16 protein-coding genes and 3 pseudogenes are annotated in these 18,131 nt (G+C 68.9%); 9 read left to right on the forward strand and 10 right to left on the reverse strand.

The window, feature by feature from the left end:
* Positions 1-29: 29 nt before the first annotated feature.
* Together ACY0PA_RS42750 and ACY0PA_RS42755 are read right to left on the reverse strand one after the other, a co-directional pair.
* Complete coding sequence (locus tag ACY0PA_RS42750) at positions 30-1,274, reverse strand: MFS transporter (protein WP_473082699.1); 1,245 nt, start codon at positions 1,272-1,274, stop codon at positions 30-32.
* Positions 1,275-1,412: 138 nt separating this feature from the next.
* Positions 1,413-1,970 carry an SDR family oxidoreductase gene (locus ACY0PA_RS42755; RefSeq protein WP_473082700.1) on the reverse strand — a complete coding sequence of 186 codons (558 nt, stop codon included), beginning with the start codon at positions 1,968-1,970 and terminating at the stop codon, positions 1,413-1,415.
* Between the two features lie 190 nt (positions 1,971-2,160).
* On the opposite strand from ACY0PA_RS42755, the gene ACY0PA_RS42760 reads away from it, so the two are divergent.
* Positions 2,161-5,547, forward strand: a complete 3,387-nt coding sequence (locus ACY0PA_RS42760) for an AfsR/SARP family transcriptional regulator (RefSeq protein ID WP_473082701.1) — start codon at positions 2,161-2,163, stop codon at positions 5,545-5,547.
* A 545-nt stretch (positions 5,548-6,092) separates the two neighbouring features.
* On the opposite strand, the gene ACY0PA_RS42765 is transcribed toward ACY0PA_RS42760, so the two are convergent.
* Together ACY0PA_RS42765 and ACY0PA_RS42770 are read right to left on the reverse strand one after the other, a co-directional pair.
* Complete coding sequence (locus tag ACY0PA_RS42765) at positions 6,093-6,914, reverse strand: SDR family NAD(P)-dependent oxidoreductase (RefSeq protein WP_473082702.1); 822 nt, start codon at positions 6,912-6,914, stop codon at positions 6,093-6,095.
* 3 nt (positions 6,915-6,917) lie between these two features.
* The gene (locus ACY0PA_RS42770; RefSeq protein ID WP_473082703.1) at positions 6,918-7,511 is read right to left on the reverse strand and encodes a TetR/AcrR family transcriptional regulator; all 594 of its coding nucleotides are present in this window, start codon (positions 7,509-7,511) and stop codon (positions 6,918-6,920) included.
* Between the two features lie 88 nt (positions 7,512-7,599).
* On the opposite strand from ACY0PA_RS42770, the gene ACY0PA_RS42775 reads away from it, so the two are divergent.
* Together ACY0PA_RS42775 and ACY0PA_RS42780 are read left to right on the forward strand one after the other, a co-directional pair.
* Complete coding sequence (locus ACY0PA_RS42775; RefSeq protein ID WP_473082704.1) at positions 7,600-8,310, forward strand: SDR family oxidoreductase; 711 nt, start codon at positions 7,600-7,602, stop codon at positions 8,308-8,310.
* Positions 8,311-8,443: 133 nt separating this feature from the next.
* A pseudogene (locus ACY0PA_RS42780) lies at positions 8,444-8,710 on the forward strand (helix-turn-helix domain-containing protein); the annotation flags it as partial.
* Positions 8,711-8,816: 106 nt separating this feature from the next.
* On the opposite strand, the gene ACY0PA_RS42785 reads toward ACY0PA_RS42780, so the two are convergent.
* Entirely contained in the window at positions 8,817-9,344 is a 528-nt protein-coding gene (locus ACY0PA_RS42785) for a DinB family protein (RefSeq protein ID WP_473082705.1), read from the reverse strand.
* A 467-nt stretch (positions 9,345-9,811) separates the two neighbouring features.
* Between ACY0PA_RS42785 and ACY0PA_RS42790 the strand changes: the two genes are divergently transcribed.
* Positions 9,812-10,357, forward strand: coding sequence for a hypothetical protein (locus ACY0PA_RS42790; protein WP_473082706.1), 546 nt, complete (start codon positions 9,812-9,814; stop codon positions 10,355-10,357).
* On the opposite strand, the gene ACY0PA_RS42795 is transcribed toward ACY0PA_RS42790, so the two are convergent.
* Together ACY0PA_RS42795 and ACY0PA_RS42800 are read right to left on the reverse strand one after the other, a co-directional pair.
* Positions 10,326-10,601, reverse strand: coding sequence for a transposase (locus ACY0PA_RS42795; RefSeq protein WP_473086614.1), 276 nt, complete (start codon positions 10,599-10,601; stop codon positions 10,326-10,328). The genes ACY0PA_RS42790 and ACY0PA_RS42795 overlap by 32 nt on opposite strands.
* Before the next feature lie 12 nt (positions 10,602-10,613).
* Positions 10,614-11,264: an IS5 family transposase gene (locus ACY0PA_RS42800; protein ID WP_473082707.1), complete on the reverse strand. Its 651-nt coding sequence runs from the start codon at positions 11,262-11,264 to the stop codon at positions 10,614-10,616.
* Between the two features lie 106 nt (positions 11,265-11,370).
* Between ACY0PA_RS42800 and ACY0PA_RS42805 the strand changes: the two are divergent.
* The 3 genes and pseudogenes from ACY0PA_RS42805 to ACY0PA_RS42815 all read left to right on the forward strand — a co-directional run.
* Positions 11,371-11,580, forward strand: a pseudogene (locus tag ACY0PA_RS42805) (NF041680 family putative transposase); the annotation flags it as partial.
* Between the two features lie 824 nt (positions 11,581-12,404).
* Positions 12,405-12,809 carry a reverse transcriptase domain-containing protein gene (locus ACY0PA_RS42810; RefSeq protein ID WP_473082708.1) on the forward strand — a complete coding sequence of 135 codons (405 nt, stop codon included), beginning with the start codon at positions 12,405-12,407 and terminating at the stop codon, positions 12,807-12,809.
* A complete protein-coding gene (locus ACY0PA_RS42815; protein ID WP_473082709.1) occupies positions 12,803-13,534 on the forward strand; it encodes a group II intron maturase-specific domain-containing protein in 732 nt (243 codons plus the stop codon). Before ACY0PA_RS42810 ends, ACY0PA_RS42815 begins: the two co-directional genes overlap by 7 nt.
* A 250-nt stretch (positions 13,535-13,784) precedes the next feature.
* Here ACY0PA_RS42815 and ACY0PA_RS42820 read toward each other — a convergent pair whose 3' ends face one another.
* A complete protein-coding gene (locus ACY0PA_RS42820) occupies positions 13,785-14,408 on the reverse strand; it encodes a histidine phosphatase family protein (protein WP_473082710.1) in 624 nt (207 codons plus the stop codon).
* Between the two features lie 520 nt (positions 14,409-14,928).
* On the opposite strand from ACY0PA_RS42820, the gene ACY0PA_RS42825 reads away from it, so the two are divergent.
* Entirely contained in the window at positions 14,929-15,822 is an 894-nt protein-coding gene (locus ACY0PA_RS42825) for a YwqG family protein (RefSeq protein ID WP_473082711.1), read from the forward strand.
* Positions 15,823-15,838: 16 nt separating this feature from the next.
* Here the strand turns inward: ACY0PA_RS42825 and ACY0PA_RS42830 are convergent.
* Both ACY0PA_RS42830 and ACY0PA_RS42835 read right to left on the reverse strand, forming a co-directional pair.
* Positions 15,839-16,387: pseudogene (locus ACY0PA_RS42830) on the reverse strand (IS630 family transposase); the annotation flags it as partial.
* Between the two features lie 67 nt (positions 16,388-16,454).
* Complete coding sequence (locus ACY0PA_RS42835) at positions 16,455-17,210, reverse strand: helix-turn-helix domain-containing protein (protein WP_473082712.1); 756 nt, start codon at positions 17,208-17,210, stop codon at positions 16,455-16,457.
* Between the two features lie 252 nt (positions 17,211-17,462).
* Between ACY0PA_RS42835 and ACY0PA_RS42840 the strand changes: the two genes are divergently transcribed.
* Complete coding sequence (locus ACY0PA_RS42840; protein WP_473082713.1) at positions 17,463-18,125, forward strand: DUF4097 family beta strand repeat-containing protein; 663 nt, start codon at positions 17,463-17,465, stop codon at positions 18,123-18,125.
* Positions 18,126-18,131: the final 6 nt, after the last annotated feature.

An 18,131-nucleotide genomic window follows, 5' to 3' on the forward strand; every position in this document is an offset into this window, starting at 1 on the left:
CGGCGGGACGTTCGGGGCCGTCCGACGGCCTACGCGTCCAGCCGCTTGGCGGGGAAGCCGTGGCTGCGGGCGGAGAGGACCACCGCGAGCACCGGGAGCAGGAGCAGCAGCATGGTCCAGGGGAAGACGTCGCTGCCGATCAGGTCGAGCAAGATGCCGCCGATGACGCCGCCGGCCGCCATGGCGACGTTCCACAGGGTGACGAGCATCGCCTGGGCCGCGTCGGCCGCGTCGCCGCCGGCGTCGCCCGCGGCCGTCTGGAGCAGGGTGGGTACGCCGCCCCAGCCCAGGCCCCACAGGAAGGCGGCGACGTACACCAGGGCGGTGTTGTCGGAGAGTACGGCCAGCAGGGCCGCGGACACGGCGACCAGCAGAGCGCTGGCGATGGTCAGCGCGCGCAGCCGCTGGTGGATCTGGGCGCCCACGATCCAGATGCTGAGCAGCGAGGCGCCACCGAACACCAGCAGCACCAGGTCGGTGTTGCCGCCCATGCCCAAGTCCTCCAGGTACGTGGCGACGTAGGCGTACAGGACGGTGTGGGCCAGGACGAAGACGAGTGTGACGAATAGGACCGGAGTCACGCCCGGGACGCGCAGCGCGCTCAGCATCTTCGGGCGCTCACCGCGCTCCTGCCCGGGGTGGTCCGGGACCGCCGCGAAGATCCACAGCAGCAGCACCACCGTGAGCGCTGTCATCGCCAGGAACGCCGTGCGCCAGCCGAGCGTCTCGCCGAGGAAGGTGCCTGCGGGCACGCCGAGCGAGAGCGCCACCGGAATGCCCGCCATGGCGATGGCGATCGCCTTGCCCTGGAGCGCGACGGGCGCCATGCGCCGCGCGTACCCGGCGAGCAGGGCCCAGGCCAGACCGGCGGCGACACCCGCGACGAACCGCGCCACCATGGTCAGTCCGTAGACCGACGACACGGCTGTGACGGTGTTGGCCACGGCGAAGCCTGCCATGGCGGTCAGCAGCAGTACTTTGCGCCGCCACGCCGCGGTGGCCGCGGTCAGCGGGATTGTGGTCAGCGCGGTGCCGATCGCGTAGATCGTCACCGTCTGGCCGGTCGCGGACTCGCTCATGTGGAGGTCGTTGCTCATCGCGGGGAGCAGGCCAGCCGGGAGGGTTTCGGTAAGGCTGGTGATGAAGACGGCTGTGGCGAGGGCCAGCAGGGCGAAGAGCGGAAGCTTCTGTCGCTCCTCGCCGCCGCCCTTGGCATCGGGTGCGGCGCGGGTGTCCTTGCTGGCGGCGGCCGCAGTATCTGGTGAGGTGCTCATGCCATGATCTCCGGATCATCGGGGGACGAGGTGCGTCGGGTGTTCTGGTTCGGTCGGTGTTCTGATCTGTTCGGTGGGTGCTGTTCGGTGGGCGCGTGTCCGGCGGGTATCGGGCGCCGTGCCGGGGCGGCTGGCTGCCTACGGGTGGTCGAGTCCGCCGTCGACAGGGAGCCGGGCGCCTGTCGTGAACGTCGCGTCGGTGGCGAGGAAGAGCGCGGCCCGGGCCACTTCCTCTGCGGAGCCGAGGCGGCCCAGCGGCGGCAGGGATGAGGCGCCACCGGCCGGCGCCTCGATACAGCTCGGTGCCACCGCGTTGACGCGGATGCCGCGGGAGACGAGCTCGGCGGCGAGCGCCCGCACGGAGGCCGCAGACGGGGCGGCGGCGGTGAGCACGACCGCGCCGTCGTCTTGGAGGCGGGGCAGCAGCGGCCGTACGGTCGGTACAGAGTCGGCGAACACGAGGTCGACGACGCCGTGGTTGCCGGCACTGCCGGGCCCGAGGCCGGACTCGACGGCATCCGGGGCGACCACTCGGGCGGCAGAGCCCAGTTCGGCGCACGCGTGCGCCCGTTCCCGCGCGGTGTGCGCGGTCAGCAGCACCTCGGCGCCGCCCTCCACGAGCCGCTTGGCGATGGCCAGACCGATGCCGGTGGCCTGTCCAACGACCACAGCCCTTGTGCCCGCGTACCTGGTCATGTCTGCCGCTCCCTCCTGATGGCCCCACTGCCGGACACGCCCCGTCGCCCGGCAGGAACGACTGTGCGCGCCCCGGCTTCCGAAGAACTTCGGAGTCGCTGACGGTCCGCTGACGGCCGGCCGTTCGGGCAGGCGGATGCGGCACGCCCGGTACCGGTCCTGCCGTGCCCGGACATGTACGGTTGCTCGCATGCGGTTTGGGGTGCTCGGGCCACTTGTGGTGTGGGACGACGAGGGGGAGGCGGTCCAGGTCCCCGAGCTCAAGGTCCGGGCACTGCTCGCGGATCTGCTCGCGCACGACGGGAAGCCGGTCTCCGTCGACCGCCTCGTACACGACCTGTGGGGCGACGAGCCGCCGGGCAAGCCGACCGGTGCCCTCCAAGCCAAGGTCTCCCAACTGCGCCGGGTACTGGGCCGGGACCGTGTCGTACGGCAGGCTCCCGGCTACCGACTGCGGCTCGACCCCGCGGCCGACGAGGTGGACGCCGACCGCTTTCAAGCCCTCGTCGCCGCGGCCCGCCCCGTCCCGGATCCGCGCGCCAGGGCCGCCCTGCTCACCGAGGCCCTCGACCTGTGGCGGGGCCCCGCCTACGCGGACTTCACGGACGAGGAGTTCGCACGGGGGACGGCGCGGCGCCTCACCGAGCAGCGGCTGTCCGTGGTGGAGGAGCAGGCCGACGCCCGCCTGGAGGCCGGAGACCACCTGCTGCTCGCCGGAGAGCTGGCCGACCTGGTGGCCCGGCACCCCCTGCGGGAGCGCCTGCGCGCACTCCAGATGCGTGCGCTCTACCTGGCCGGCCGGCAGAGCGAGGCCCTCGCCTCCTACGAGGCCCTGCGCAACCTCCTCGCCGAGGACCTCGGCGTCGACCCCAGCCCTGCCCTCAGCACGCTCCACCAGGCGCTGCTCCGCCAGGACCCACGCTTGGGCCGGTCTTTCGGTACGACGCTGCCGGAACCGGCACCCACCACGACGCCGTCCGACACGGCTGCGTCGGCCCCTGGTTCGCCTGGGACGGCGCTGGGTGTGGCTGCGCCGGCTCCTGCTACGGCTGCGCCGGATACGGCCGCGACGCCTCCGGGCACTCCCGCGACCGATCTTGACGCCCCCTCGGCACCCCCCGCCAGGCCCGTCCCCTCAAACCTCCCCGTCCCCCTGACCCCTCTCATCGGCCGCACCGAGGCTCTCACCCGTCTCTCCCAACTCCTCGGCTCGGCACGTCTGGTGACTCTCACCGGCCCCGGTGGCGTCGGCAAGACGCGGCTCGCGGTAGCGGCGGCGGGTACGACGGGGACGGGGCAACTCCCCGACGGAGTATGGCTCGTGGAGTTCGCCGGCGTCCGGGCCGGCGACACCGCCGATCTCGCCCAGGTCGTGGCCCTGACTCTCGGCGTCAGGGACCATGCCCCGTCCGCGCTGCCCGGCGCCGGCACCGCGGTGCCCGCCCCGTCCCCGGCACACCGCCTCGCCGCCGTTCTGCGGGACCGCCGTACCTTGCTCGTCCTGGACAACTGCGAACACGTCGTCGACGCCGCCGCCGAACTCGCCGAACTGCTGCTGCGTACCGCTCCGGGGCTTCGGGTCCTGGTCACGAGCCAGGAACCGCTCGGCTTGGCGGGCGAGGCCGTGTTCCTCGTCGAGCCGCTTCGGACGGACGACGCCGTACGGCTGTTCACCGAGCGCGCTGCCGCCTCCGCCCCCGGCTTCCCCCTCGACCCGGCCGACCGCGCGGCCGTCGCCGAGATCTGCCGCCGCCTCGACGGCGTCCCGCTCGCCCTGGAGCTCGCCGCCACCCGGGTACGCGCCCTGGGCCTACGGGAGTTGGCGGCCCGGCTCGTCGACCGGTTCCGGATCCTGACCGTCGGGCAACGCGGCGCGCCCGCCCGTCAACAGACCCTGCGGGCGATGATCAACTGGAGCTGGGAACTGCTCAGCGCGCCCGAGCGCATAGTCCTGCGTCGCCTCGCCGTGCACAGCGACGGCTGCGACCTGGCCGCCGCCGAAGCGGTGTGCGCGGGCGACGGCGTGGCCCGTGAGGAGGTGCTCGACCTGCTGACCCGGCTCGTAGACCGGTCCTTGGTGGTGGTCGTGGAGGGCCATGCCGGCCCCCGTTACCGACTGCTGGAGTCCGTCGCCGCGTACGCGACGGAGCGCCTGCACGAGATGCGGGACCTCACCGCCGTACGCGACCGTCATCTGCGCCACTATCTCGCGCTCGCCGAACACGCCGAGTCACGGTTGCGCTGTGCGGGCCAGCGGGCCTGGCTCGCCCGCCTGGACGGCGAGGCTGGCAATCTGCGCGCGGCGCTCGATGAAGCGGTGCGCCGCGCCGCCGCGGGGCAGGCCGAAGAGGCCGTACGACTCGCCACAGCCCTGTCCTGGTGGTGGCTGCTGCGCGGCCGTCTCACCGAGGCACGCCGCAGCCTGGCGGCCGTCCGTATCGCCGTACGCGATGCCGCCGTACCCGAACTCGCCCTGCTGCACGCCGCGTTCGTGCTCCTCACCGGCGAGCACACCGAGGCGTCGGCCACCGCGGCGGCCGACGCCGTCCCCGACCCCGTACGACGTGCCCGCGCCCTCTGGCTGTCTGCGTACGGACTGTTCAGCGCAGGCGAGGCGAGTGCCAGTGCGGAACTGAACACACGGGCACTCGACCTCTTCACGGCCGCGGGCGAACAGTGGGGCACCGCCGCCACGCTCGGTCTGCGGGCCACGCTCGCCCTGGTCCGTGGCGACCTCGACGCGCTCGGCCGGGACGGGCTGCGCAGCGCCGAGCTCTTCCGCGAACTAGGCGACCGATGGGGCGAGTTGCAGACCGTGTCGCCGCTCGCTGCGCTCGCCGAGATCAAGGGCGAGTACGACGAGGCGGCCCGCCTGCAACGGGAAGGCCTGTGCATGGCACGGGAGATGGGCCTCCAGGCGGAGGTATCGGCGCGTCTGTCCGGGCTCGGCCGGCTCGCGCTGCTCGCCCACGACTGGGACCAGGGCCGTGCCCTGCATGAGCAGGCGCGCCGTATCGCCGCCGAACAGGGCTACAAATACGGTGAGATCCACTCGGAGATGGGCCTGGCTCTCGGTGCGCGCCGCTCCGGTGACCTCGACGCGGCCGAGGCACACCTGCTGCACATCCGCGACGGCTACGCCGAGGTCTCCTCGGAAGCGGGCGACCATCTGCTCCTTGCCGAGCTGGGCTTCATCGCCGAACTCCGCGGGGACGCCGACCAGTCCGTCCGCCATCACCTGCACGGCCTGGAGGTCGCCCGCTCCCTCGGTGAGCCGCGCGCGCTCGCCCTGTCCCTGGAGGGCCTCGCGGGTGCGGCGGCTCTCGGAGGACGCGGGCGGGCGGCCGAGTGTGCAGCGCTGCTGCTCGGGGCGGCGGACGCGGCCCGTCATGGGATGGGCGCCCCGCTGCCGCCCGCCGAACGTGGCGACGTCGAGCGGGTCACGGCAGCGGCACGGGCCGCCCTGGGCGGCCCCTCCTTCACGGCGGCATTCGAGCGCGGTACACGGCTGACCGCGTGGCAAGCGGTGCGCTATGCGCAGGACACACTCAGCTGGCCGCAGGACAGGGCTGGTTGAGAACAGGCCCGGGGCCCGGTGACCGAAAACTTCGGCGAGGTACTGAGGGACACAGCTCGATGTGCGCCTCGGGCCGACGGAATGATCGTCCGCACCAGGGTGATGGTGCGCTCCACCAGGTCGGCACGATCGTCGAGCACCCACGAGATGTCCTGAGCGCCGAAGAACGCGGAGACCAGGACGGTGGCGGGCGTGTCGGGCGGCAGGAGGTCGTCCCACGCGTCCGCCCATGAGGTGATCAGGCCGGTGTACGCCTCATACGGCAGCGGGAGCCGGACACCGATCAGCTGACGCTCCAGCTGGAGCCGCGCTCCGGCCTGGATGACCGTCTCGTCCCGGAACGCTGTGGCCGTCCGGAGCAGGAGTTCGGCGACGGAGCCGACCGGGGGCAGCCCAACCCCTCGATGGCGTCGGCGATCTCGCCGATCCGACGGTAGAACAGATCGGTCACCGCGAGCGCGAGGGCGTCCTTGTTCTAGTTGTTGCGGGTCATGAGGTTGATGGCGCCGACGGGGTGTCGGGCAGTGCCGTTAGATCTTCGAGGGTCATTCGGGGCGCTTGGTGAGTCTGGTGCTGAGGTCCCAGAGCTTCTGCTGGATGCTCGGATCGTAGGCATCGGCGTGTGCCTTTGCGGCACGGGTGCGGTCGTAGAACTGTCCAGTCACCCCGTCGAGTTCGGGGGCGTGGATGAGGCGCAGGGTGGCCTGCAGTCCGGTTTCGAGGGAGTCGATGCTGTAACCGACCGAATCCAGGACCATCTTGGTCGGCATGTAGGTGGCCGGGTGCAGGCTGTTGACCGTGACCCGGTGCGGGTCGAGTTGTCGGGCGAGCGCGAAGCCAGTAGTGATCATGGCCAGTTTGGACTGGCCGTAGGCGCGCATGCCCGAGTAGCCGTGTTCGAGGGTGGGGTCGTCGAAGCTGATTGGGGCCTGGCCGATCGAAGCGACGTTGACGATACGGGCGGGGGCTCCGCGGTCGAGCAGCGGCAGCAGGCGTCGGGTCAGCCCAAACGGGGCGAGATGGTTGACCGCGAAGCGGAGCTCGTTCCTATCGACGGTGAGCCGGCGGTCGGTCCCGTCGGGCTCGCCGCCGCCGATGCCCGCGTTGTTGACCAGCACCGAGACGTGATCGGTGAACTCGGTGACCTCGTCCGCAAGGCGGTGCACTTGCGCCAGCTCGGAAAAGTCGGCCCGGATCGTGTGGATCGAGGCCGGTGCATCGGCCAGCGTGGTGGCCAGTTCGTCGAGCCTGCTCTGGTTGCGTCCGTGGAGGATGAGCGTCGTTGCGGGCCGGCGTGCGAGGGCGCCGCTGAGTGCGCGGCCCAGTCCGTCGGTTGCTCCAGTGATGACGATGGTTCGATCGGGCATGCGCTACTCCTGGCCGGGGTGTTCGTTCAGCAGTCGTCGGACGGCGGTGATGTCGTCTTGGCCGAGCAGGCGCTCGGTGGCGAGGACCCGGTACCAGATCAGGCCGAACACCAGATCGGCGGCGAAGGCTGCCGTCAGGCGAGCGGGCTTGTCGCCGCGGTCTGCGGCCCGCTCGACGACGGTCTCGAGCGCGGCCCTGCGTTTGCTCAGGAAGCCGTCCTGGAAGCGGCACCGGAACTCTGCGTCGCGCTGCGCCTCGGCCATCAAGGAGCGCAGGACGGGGACCACCCCTGGGAAGGCCATCAGGGCGGCGGAGTCACGCAGGAACGCGTCTAGCTCCGCGTCGAATGAACCCTGGTCCGCGGTTGAGACCTTCAGATCTGCCTTGAGCGCCAGGGCTTCGAGCAGGACGTCCGCCTTGGTGGGCCACCAGCGGTACACGGTCTGCTTGCCTGCCCCGGCGCGGGCGGCGATGCCCTCGATGGTGAGGTCTGGGAAGCCGACCTCGGTCGTGAGCTCGTAGGCCGCGGTGAGGATCGCGAGCCTCGTCTGCTCGCTTCGCTTGCGGCCGCGGGCAGGTGTCGTAGCGCCGGTCATGCGCGTCAGCCTAACCCATTATCGAGACGTCACGTCTAGGAATGGGCTACGCTCATCGAGACGTCGCGTCTCGAAATAAGGAGTTGGCATGACCACTGCACTCGTGATCGGTGGCACGTCGGGGGTCGGCCTGGCGGTCGCCCGACAACTCACCAGCCGAGGACACGCGGTTCACATCGCCGGACGAAACACAGAGCGGCTCAACCGGGCAACCGCGGCCATCGACGGAGACGTCCACGGTCACGTTCTCGACGCCGCCGACGCCGAGGCGGCCGCCGCGCTCGCGGCGAAGATCGCCCCAATCCGCCACCTCGTCATCACCCTCGCCGGCAAGGGCGGCGCCGGCCCGCTCGGCGACTTGCCGCTCGACGGACTGCGGCAGGCGTTCGAGGAGAAGTACTGGCCCACCGTCACCGCGCTCCAGTCCTCGCTCGCTCACCTCAGCGAGGACGCCTCGATCACCCTCGTCGGAGCCGTCACAGCGAGGGCTGCCCTGCCCGGCACAGCCGGGATCGGCTCGCTCAACGCCGCCATCGAAGGGCTCGTCCAACCGCTCGCCGCCGAACTGGCGCCGATCCGGGTCAACGCCGTCTCGCCGGGATACGTCGACACGCCCTGGTGGGACGGACTCGCCGCCGAGGACCGATCAGCGTTCTTCAAGCAGGCCGCCGACACCCTGCCCACCAAGCGCATAGCCACCGCCCCGGATGTCGCCGAGGCCATCGTGCTGCTGGCCACCAACCCCAACATCACGGGAACCGTCATCGAAACAGACGGCGGCGCACGCCTCACCGCCTGACACGTCTTCACCACTGCCCAGCCGCCGCCGTGGCGCGGAACGGCCACGGCGAGCAAGTGATGGCCTGCACGCAGAACGGGATCGCGAGCCGCTGCTCACGACCCCGTTCTGCGTCGCCTCAAGGAGCTTTCTCGTGACGCACGCCAACGCACCTCTATCCATCGAAGGACGCCGTCGACTCGTCGAGCGATGCAAGACGCGGCCGATCGCCCACGTCGCAGCGGAGATGGGGACATCCCGCGCCTGCGCGTCGAAGTGGGTCAACCGCTACCGCCGCCACGGTGAGCTGGGCTTGCACGATCTCCCTTCAGTCCCGCGCCGCCAGCCGACCGCGACAGACGCCGCTGTCGTGGCCCGGATCGAGGACCTCCGGCGCAGCCAGAAATGGCCGGCGTCCCGGTGACGTGCCTGTGCCCGCTTCGCCCGGGCGGCTCGGCGCAAGGACTGGATACGAGCCTCATCCCAACTCCCGAGCACCTGCTGCCGAACCGGTCTGAGGAAGAAGCTCAGTCACCCGTTGCCCCGTCGGCCCGCTCCCGCAGGAAGTCGGCGTGGCCGTTGTGGCGGGCGTACTCCTGGATCATCAACACGTAGACCCAGCGCAGGCTGAGGGAAACTCCGCGAGAGGACGTCAAGGTCTCGTCGAGGTCGTGCCCGGCCGTCGCCACGTCGCACGCTTTGACCTCGGTCTGGAACAACCCGAAGTCTCTCTCCGCATCAGCTGCGTGAACTCCGTCGAGTCCCTCATTGCCATCTGACGGGCCGGTGAAGACATCGCCGATAGCCTCACCTGCGAAGCTTCGCCGGAACCACCATCGCTCTACCTCCGCCATGTGCCGGACCAAGCCAAGGAGGGTGAGGTTCGACGGCTCTACGGTCGTCCGTGCCAATTGGGTCGACTCAAGCCCGGCGCACTTGGCCAGCAACGTTTCCCGGTGCCAGTTCAGCCAACCCTCCAACATCTGACGCTCAGTTACAGTACCCAGCTCGCCTAGCTGTTTGGTGCGCTCGACCGGTGGTGCTGCCCATGTCATGGATCCACCCTGCACCGCCAGGGACCAAGCAGGCAAAATGGCAGCGTGGCCAGGCCTCCTTGGCGATTACTGAGTGTAGAGAACTCCATAATCTCGTGGACCCGTTGTCGGCGTACACATGAATGAAGATGCTCAACCCTGTACACGCGAACGTGCACCGCGCGCCATGCCGGCGCACGTGACCGACCGGTCGGCCCGTCGCCCAATGTCCTGGTTCCAAGGTCGCTCGTGACATGGGTCCATCGGCCGACGCGAGCCCCGACCACCGAGGTGAAAATTTGGACTGCCCACTTGAGCCGAGGAGGATCCATGCAGGTGGAGCAGGTGAACTGGGTTGACATACCCGACCGGCTCAGAAGCTGTTGTCTTTCCGTACTTGATCGCAGTGTTGTCGCTGGTCAGGCATGACGCCGGGGTTTCCGTGGCAGACAGAGCACGTCGTGTCGGCGTGGCTGTGGAGGTGCGGGATGCCGTCGGTGATCGGGCTGCTGGAGGAGCGGGAACGAGCTGCCGCTGAGCGGGTGGAAGTACTGCGGACCGAGGCGGACCGGGTTCTGGCCGCGTTGCGGGAAGCGGAACTCGACTGGGAGCGGTTCGTCGTGTCCCGGGAGACTGTGGTCGAGGTTCTCGCCGGCCCGGATGGTGTGGCGGAGGCTGACACGCTGGCATCCGGGGATCCTGAACCGTCGCCGTCGCCGTCGCCGTCGCCGTCGCCGTCGCCGTCGCCGTCGCCGTCGGGTGGGGTGCCGGGGTCGGTGGTGCCTGAATGGTGTGAATGGCTCGTGGTGTCGGTGCTGTCGCCGGAGTATCAGCGGATCATGACGGTCCTGATTGCTGCGCAACGGGCGCTGTTCTGCAAGGAACTTGCCTCTGAGCTCGGGGTGGAGCCGGTGGCGGCGAAGGTGGAGGGAGTGCGGTCGAAGGCGAACCGGCTGGTGCGGCAAGGGTGGCTGGTCAAGGAGCCCTCGGGCCGGTTCGCGCTCAGGGCCGGCGTGCGAGGCGGCGGGTCATGAGCATCGTCATCGACCACAGGATCATCGCCTCACTGGAGTCGCACCGGCGCTCGTAGTCGCGGACCAGGCGCCGCGAGCGCAACAGCCACCCGAAACTTCTCTCCACCACCCAGCGGCGCGGCAGAACGCGAAATCCGCGCAGGTCATCGCAGCGTCTGACGACGGTGACGACCAGCTGGAGGACGGCCAGGGCCCAGGTGACCAGGACGCCGGTGGAGCCGCCGTCGGCCCACAGCTTCGTGATCGTGGGGAATCGCTAGCGCAGCGCGGGCAGCATGTCGGCGGCGGCCTGCCGGTCGGTGACATGTGCCGGCAGGACCCGGATCTGCAGGAGCAGGCCGATCGTGTCGCAGATCAAGTGCCGGCGCCTGCCATTGATCTTCTTGCCGCCGTCATAGCCCCGGTTGTCCGCCCCCACCACCGCGTCCGCCTTCACGGACTGTGAGTCGATCACCGCAGCCGTCGGCTCCGGATCGCGCCCGGCCCCCTCGCGCACTTTCCCCCGCAGCCGGTCGTGGAGTTCGGTGATCAGCCCGGTTTGGCGCCAGCGCCGCCAGAACGCGTAGACCCGGTCCCAGGCGGGGAAGTCGACCGGCATGTTGCGCCACTTGATCCCGTTGTCCACGACATAAAAGACCGCGTCCAACATCACGCGGTGACAGTAGCCCTCCGGCCTGCCGCCCCGGCCCTCCATCCACGCTGGCACCGGCAGCAACGGCCGAATCTCCTGCCACTCGGCATCCGTCAGGTCCGTGCCGTAGGCCCGGACCCGGTCGGGCTGGTCGGCTGCGTTCCCGAACCGGTGAACGAGGCAATCGCACGCACCGCCGGACGAGTTGAACCCAACAGCTTCGACCGCGTACAACGGTGACAACAGGGCCTCCTGGCGTGATCGGTGTCTCAGCAACTCCGAACTGCACCAGAGGCCCTGTCCTCATGCACGGCCACGACAGAATCACCCGCCCCGAGGGCCACTTTCGATCACACCGCACTCAAGATCGATAGGACAACAGCTTCTCACCCCGGCACGGGTCCGCCGAGGGTTCAGGAACATCCACACTCACCTCGCCTGCCCGGCCCGTGTTCCCAAACCTCGAGGGGTCGGCCCCGGACGGCCACCCGGCGCCAAGAACAAACGCAGGGCACCCCGCTACGACGTCGGCAAGACCGTCAAACGCCCCGAGACCCTCAAGGCCATCGGCAAGCCCGGAAGGTCTTGGTAGTTAAATAACAAGCGTACGTCCAGCAGTCCGGGCGTCGTTGCGGCTCAGAAGGGGTGTGAACGATGTAACCGGACGACAAGTTCAGGATAGCCAGCCGGTGCAAGTCCGGTCCGGGGAGACGCCAGGGTCCCCGGTAGCTGACTCCCGGCGTCCCTCGAAAGGGTCGCGTCGAAGTGGAGTGACGAGCGTCCTTCGGGGGCGTGCGACCGGCCAGTCCGCAACATGAAGTGAAGCCTGCAGCGTCGTCATTTAACCCCCGCCCGTGGGCGGGCCAAGGAGGAGCCGAGCCTGTGCTTGTTTGGCGAAGGCCACGGAAGACGATCTCGGACCTGGAGCGGTCGTCGAAGAACCTCCCGGCGTAAGGGGCGTGGAATGGTCGGAAGGTTGCCCTGGGAACTGGAGAGAGCCTCCTCGGCCCCGGGTATTGCGGCCCGGGAAGCGTGGCCTTCCTATAACCGGAAGAACCGGGAAATGGCGGGTTGCCGAGAGGCAGTCGGAGGGGGTCGTAGTAGTGACGATCGGCGGGACAACACAACCCGCTGGGAGCGAAGGGCCCCTGCTTCATCGATGCGATTCGAAAACAGGGAGGGACCCGGATGAGTGCCATTTCGGCTAGTTCCATCCGCCGGGAGGAAAGCGTCGCAGGACCGGGCCGCCGTCCTCTGGACAAGGTCCGAGCTCTGCAACGGACGCTCTACCGCTGTGCCAAGCAAGAACCCGAACGCCGGTTTCATGCCCTGTGTATCCATGTCCACCGCATGGACGTTCTTCGGCGGGCTTGGGCCGGTGTGTGTGCGAACCGGGGCGCCCCAGGCGTGGACGGTGTGACCGTCGATTCCGTGGCGGCTTCGGGGGTGGATGCATTCCTCCAGGACCTGTCGGAGAAACTGCGGACGTATACGTATCGTCCGACAGCGCTGCGGCGGGTCCAGATTCCCAAATCGGGGCGGCCGGGGGAGTTCCGGCCGTTGTCGATTCCGACCGTGGCGGACCGGGTGGTGATGACGGCCGCGAAACTGGTCCTGGAGCCGGTCTTCGAGGCCCAGTTCACCGAGGCGAGCTACGGATTCCGGCCCCAGCGGTCCGCGATCGATGCGTGCGAAGCTGTGCGCATCGCGGCGAACCAGCGGCGTGAGTGGGTGTTCGAGGCCGACATCCGGGACTGCTTCGGGACGATCGATCACGACGCGCTGATGGCCCAGGTGGCCTGGTGGACCGGCCGATGTTGAAGCTGATCCGGGCATGGCTGCGGATGGGAGTTCTGGAGGGTGGGGTGACCTCTCTGACCGGGGCGGGAACTCCTCAGGGCTCACGGGTTTCTCCGTTGCTGGCGAATATCGCGCTGCATGTCCTCGATGAGGCGTGGCAGAGCGAAGGACGGCGGCTGGGAGTGCTGGTGAGGTACTGCGATGATTTCGTGGTCCTGTCGCCGACCAAGGAACGGGCGGAACAGTCCCGGGAATTGGCCGCGAAGGTGCTGGCACGACTCGGGATGCGACTCCATCCCGGCAAGTCCGGCATCGTTTGCCTCACTCGGGGTGAACAGGGCTTTGATTTCCTCGGCTTCCACCACCGGAAGGTGGAATCGTGGAAGTGGCGGGGCAAGTTCTACTTGCGGCGTTGGCCCTCGGCCAGAGCGATGCGGGTGTTGCGGGACAAAGTCCGTGCAGCGACCGCCCGTTCGAAGACTGAGCGGCCGGTGTCTGCTGTGGCAGCTGACCTCAACCCTGTATTGCGGGGGTGGGCTGCGTACTTCCGTAACGGGAACTCCGGGCGGAAGTTCAATGTGGTCGACGGCTACGTCCACGAGCGGCTGGCGATCTTCGCCAGTACGAAACACAGGATGGCAGGCCGGAACAGGGCCACCCGTTTCACTTACGGATGGATCACCCGGCTCGGTGTCTACCGTCTTACCGGAAACGTGAACAGGGCAACGGCGCATGCCAGCCGGTGAACGATGTCGGAAAGCCGTGTGCGGGAGAACTGCATGCACGGTTTGAAGCGGCGGGGACTGGAAACGGAGCATCGGCCACCGCGCCAGTCCCCGACCCTACTGAGTGCGGGTTTCTAATCCGTGGTGCCTCGGGCGGTGTTGGTGCGAGCCTTCACGGTTGCGTGCGGTGATCCTGAAGGCCTGGCAGCCCTCCACGTCGCGGGCATCCAAAGCTGGTCCGCAAGGTGATCCGGAGGAAGCGGTCCGGGCCTCAGACGTGGAGCTCCTGCGGGAAGCCGGTCCAGCGGAGCTCGGCGGGGAGGTGGCCGGTGTCGTTGAAGAGGAGAACCGACGGGGGGCGACCGGGCGCGTAGCGGATGACAGTCAGCGCCGCGTTGGCGTGGTTGATGCCCATCCAGCGCCACTTCGGGGCGTCGAGGGCAGCTCGGACGAGCCAGCCGACAAGAAAGTTGTGGGTGATGACGAGTTCGTGGCACGGCTCGTCGCCGACGACGGGTCCGGTGAACTCCGCGAGCGCCGCCGCCGCGAGCCCGGGCCCCTGCTCGCGTTCCTCGGCCGGAAACTGGCCCAAAAACCCAAGCATGGCGTCGGCCGTCTCCTGCGGCAGCTCCTCGCGCGGCGGCAGGTACGGAATGTAGTCGCCGGCCGCATTGGAGCACCGCAAGGGGACGCCGTCGAGCCGTTCGCCGACCAGCCGGGCAGTCTGTTCGGCGCGGGCGAGCGGTCCGTGATGGATCGCCGTCAGCGGAACCCCATGGAGCCGCTCCCCGAGCAGGGCGGCCTGGTGGCGGCCCGCGTCCGTCAGCTGGCTCTCGTCCGACGAGGCCTCGCCGTGCCGGGTGATATAGAGGTAGCGGGCGGCCGTGCCGGTCATGGGCAGGTCCTCCATTGGAGTCGATCTTGCTGGCTCCTGGAGGGACGCTGACCGGCGCAGACCGGTTCCACGAAGGGCTGGGATCTACCTTCAGGCGGATCAACGCGTCGCGAGCCCCAAGATCCGGAAGACAGGCCCTAAGGGCAATACCGGTGATTTAGGTGCTTTTCTGGCGTCTGCTGGTCGGTTTGGTGGGTGGGACCAGAGTGACGGCGACGGCCGGTGGCCGGGGTGGGTTGCGGTGGTGGGTGTGTTTGAGGTGCCAGTTGGTCATCTTGCGTTTGATGACACGGGGGTTGGAGCGTTGCCTGCGGGGTGGCAGGAGCCGTTCCAGGAGCTCACGGTTGGTGTGACTGAACCTGAACTCGTGATGTCGGGTGTTGGCAAGGCTGACCGCGAAGTGCCCCGTGGCTGAGAACGGGGTCTGCTGGTGGATCCGACAGACCGTGCGGCTACTCTCAGCCCACCGCGGTCTCGGTCGTGGCCAAACCAAGACTTTGGTCTGTGAGGAGCACGTCCGATGGCTCGCACCACCCCGCCACGTCCGCTCGATGTCGAGACGCTGTTCCCGGAGGTGGCCAACTATCGGAAGACGGCCGTTCGCCTGCATCCGCGCCTCGGCGATCCGAGCGCGCGGGAAAGCTCGCTCGGCGGACCCGTGCTCTGGCCGCTCTCGGAGCCCTGGCCCCACTGCAAGGACGACCACCCGCGCACGGCGTTCTCCCCTCCCGCCCAGGGACCGATCCCGCTCGTCCCGGTCCTCCAGCTATTCGCAACCGACGTGCCTGACCTGGCCTTCCCCAGCGCCGCCGATCTACTGCAGGTGCTCTGGTGCCCCTTCGACCACGAGGACGGCTACGTTCCCCGCCCTGAGACGTATTGGCGGGACAGCTCCCTGAGCGACCTACAGCCGGCCAATCCACCCTGCCCGACCAGCCCTGACAACGACTACCTTCCGGACCCGTGCGTCCTGCACCCTGAGCGCGTCACCGACTACCCGAACTGGGACCTCCCGGACGAGGTCGCCGAGGCGCTCGAAGTCAGGTTCGAACAGCTGGAGGAGGAAACCGGCTGGTCTTACTGGTCCCACCTCTCCGTGTCGGACGGCGTCAAGGTCGGCGGGTACCCCACGTGGACGCAAGAGCCTGACTGGCCGACGTGCCCTACATGCAGTGTGCGCATGGAGCATCTCCTGACGATCAACAGCTCCGAGTTCGACGGCGAGAGCTGGCGCACGTGGCTGCCCATCGAGGACACCCCGGCCACGGGAAGCATCTGGGACCTTCCTTACGAACAATGCACCGGGATCCAATGCCCCCCTGGGCTCACGCTCGGCGACATGGGCGGCATCTACCTGTTCGAATGCACCAGCTGCCCCGACAGGCCCTTCGCCTACCGCTCAGACTGTTCTTGACCGCGCGCGGCTTCAATCAAAGGGTCATACCGGTGCCCGCGAGGCAGCCGTCGATCACTTCGGGGCGGTACTGCAGCATCTTGAGCTTGCGTTTCACGGCTCGGGTGATCTGGCCGAGGTCCGCGGCGGCGAGGTTGCCGATATCGCGCTTGACCAGCGACCAGATGCCCTCCTGAGGGTTGAGGTCTGGGGCGTAGGTGGGTAACTGGAACACGGTGAGCCAGTCGGCGTTCGCGGCGATGAACTCCTTCATGCCAGTGGTCAGGTGGAGGTGGACGTTGTCCCGGACGAGCACGATCGGGCCACCGAGCTGGATACGGGCGCGGACGATCAGGTCGCGGAAGTTGCGCCAGCCGAAGCCCTTCGGTGTGTCCTTGCGGCCGCGGTACTCGCGGATCGCGTAGATCAGCCGGGATCGCTCGCTCGGCTTGTAGCAGGCCATGCCCGCCATCGACACCCGCCCGGAGCCACGGCCCCTCACCCTCACGACCGGGGGCTGGCCGATCCGGCCCCAGGCTCTGGCGCGCGGCGGAGTCATCGACTGTCCGGTCTCGTCCTCGAAAACGGGCGTCCGTCGAGGACGGTGCCGGGCCCGGCGGGCAGCCGCATTCCAACTTCCCTCGGACCGCGCTCTATTCGTGGTCCGCCTCTGCGTCCGCCTCTGCGTCCGCGACCGCCTCTGGCCTCGTGTAGAGGACCTCGCGGGCCTGTTCCGCGGCGCGGGTGAGGCTGTCGGCGACGTAGTCGAGGAAGCGGGCGATGTTCTCCAGGCGGGTGGCGGCCGGGGTGCCGGGGCCAAGGACGGCGACGCCCTGGCGTGAGACCTCGACTTGCTGGATGAGGGCCTTGGAGCTGGCGAGCATCGACTGGTACCAGAGGTCGTCGTCGATGACGTAGCGCTCGCGGCGGCGTTCGTCGCGCTCTCTGCGCACGAGGGTCTGGCTCTCCAGGAAGGCGATCGACTTGGAGACGGTGGCCGGGCTGACCTGGAGGCGCTGGACGAGCTCGGCGGCGGTCAGGCTGCCGGAGTCGGTGGTCAGGAGGCTCGCCATCACCCGCGACATCATCTTGGGCAGACCCGACTGGATCATGACGGTGGTGAACAACTCCTCGTACTCGCGTACCGCTTCGGGGTCGCGCCCGTGGGGGAGCGCGGGCGCCTCCTGTCCCCGGGAGGCGGGCTGCTTGCGCCGGTGGGCGCGGCGTTCGGTGGCGCGGTGGGCCTGGTCGGCGCGGTAGGAAGTCGGGCCCCCGTTGCGCATGACCTCACGCGTGACGGTCGAGGTGGGGCGGTCGAGCCGCCTGGCGATCTCCGCGTAGGCGAGGCCGTCGGCAAGGCCCAGAGCGATCTCCTGGCGTTCGTGCTGGCTGAGCCTGCCTCCCGGCATCGCGATCTCCTCCGTGTCCGTGATCCGTGGTGTCGCCAACCTTAGCGTTCACTCTCATTTCAATGCAACGTTCGGCTGGCTACCGTTGCGTTAGAGTGCAGAATTGTTGCAACGAAATAGACGTTCTGGCCTGCAGTTACTGCGTTTTGGCGCAACAAGCTCATTGCGCGATCCTTGAACGCTACGTAGCGTTTCCCTCGTCAGAAAGAGAAACCGAGGGCCGGAGACGGCACCCGATCAAGGAGCACAGTGATGCAGAAGTTCGCCACCACCGCCCCCGTCACCGCCGTCCTGGACATCCCCGCCGGCCGGGTCCAGCTGATCGCCGCCGACCGGAGCGACGTCACCGTCGAGGTCCGGCCCGCCAACGCTTCGAAGAGCCGGGATGTGAAGGCCGCCGAGCGGACCACCATCGCCTACGACAATGGTGTGCTGCGGGTCGTGAACCCCGGGGGCGACCAGCACTTCAGCCCGTCGGGCTCCATCGAGGTGACCGTCCAACTGCCCGCCGGCTCCCGGGTCGAGGCGAAGGCACAGGCCGCCGAACTGCGCGCCGTGGGCCGCCTCGGTGTCCTCGTCTTCGACGGCGCCTACCAGCACGTCAAGGTCGACGAGGCCGCGGGCCTGCGTCTGACCGCGACCGACGGCGACGTCGAGGTCAAACGGCTCACCGGTTCCGGTGACATCAGCACGGCCCGTGGTGACATCACCGTCGCCGAGGCCACCGGCGGCAAGCTCACGCTGACCACTCAGTCCGGCGACATCACCGTCACCGCCGCGGCCGGCGTCTCCGCGGCCCTGGAGGCGGGCACCTCTCACGGCCGCGTCACGAACAGCCTGAAGAACGACGGCACCACGACCCTCGACATCCGCGCCACCACCAGGCAGGGCGACATCACCGCCCGCAGCAACTGACCCCCG

The organism is Streptomyces sp. DS1-CR2, assembly GCF_055760475.1.

What these genes read in the sequence shown, in the direction of transcription:
- ACY0PA_RS42750 (WP_473082699.1), bottom strand. Translation starts at nt 1,274, where the DNA reads ATGAGCACCTCACCAGATACTGCGGCCGCCGCCAGCAAGGACACCCGC.
- ACY0PA_RS42755 (WP_473082700.1), bottom strand. Translation starts at nt 1,970, where the DNA reads ATGACCAGGTACGCGGGCACAAGGGCTGTGGTCGTTGGACAGGCCACC.
- ACY0PA_RS42760 (WP_473082701.1), top strand. Translation starts at nt 2,161, where the DNA reads ATGCGGTTTGGGGTGCTCGGGCCACTTGTGGTGTGGGACGACGAGGGG.
- ACY0PA_RS42765 (WP_473082702.1), bottom strand. Translation starts at nt 6,914, where the DNA reads ATGCCCGATCGAACCATCGTCATCACTGGAGCAACCGACGGACTGGGC.
- ACY0PA_RS42770 (WP_473082703.1), bottom strand. Translation starts at nt 7,511, where the DNA reads ATGACCGGCGCTACGACACCTGCCCGCGGCCGCAAGCGAAGCGAGCAG.
- ACY0PA_RS42775 (WP_473082704.1), top strand. Translation starts at nt 7,600, where the DNA reads ATGACCACTGCACTCGTGATCGGTGGCACGTCGGGGGTCGGCCTGGCG.
- ACY0PA_RS42785 (WP_473082705.1), bottom strand. Translation starts at nt 9,344, where the DNA reads ATGACATGGGCAGCACCACCGGTCGAGCGCACCAAACAGCTAGGCGAG.
- ACY0PA_RS42790 (WP_473082706.1), top strand. Translation starts at nt 9,812, where the DNA reads ATGCCGTCGGTGATCGGGCTGCTGGAGGAGCGGGAACGAGCTGCCGCT.
- ACY0PA_RS42815 (WP_473082709.1), top strand. Translation starts at nt 12,803, where the DNA reads ATGTTGAAGCTGATCCGGGCATGGCTGCGGATGGGAGTTCTGGAGGGT.
- ACY0PA_RS42820 (WP_473082710.1), bottom strand. Translation starts at nt 14,408, where the DNA reads ATGACCGGCACGGCCGCCCGCTACCTCTATATCACCCGGCACGGCGAG.
- ACY0PA_RS42825 (WP_473082711.1), top strand. Translation starts at nt 14,929, where the DNA reads ATGGCTCGCACCACCCCGCCACGTCCGCTCGATGTCGAGACGCTGTTC.
- ACY0PA_RS42835 (WP_473082712.1), bottom strand. Translation starts at nt 17,210, where the DNA reads ATGCCGGGAGGCAGGCTCAGCCAGCACGAACGCCAGGAGATCGCTCTG.
- ACY0PA_RS42840 (WP_473082713.1), top strand. Translation starts at nt 17,463, where the DNA reads ATGCAGAAGTTCGCCACCACCGCCCCCGTCACCGCCGTCCTGGACATC.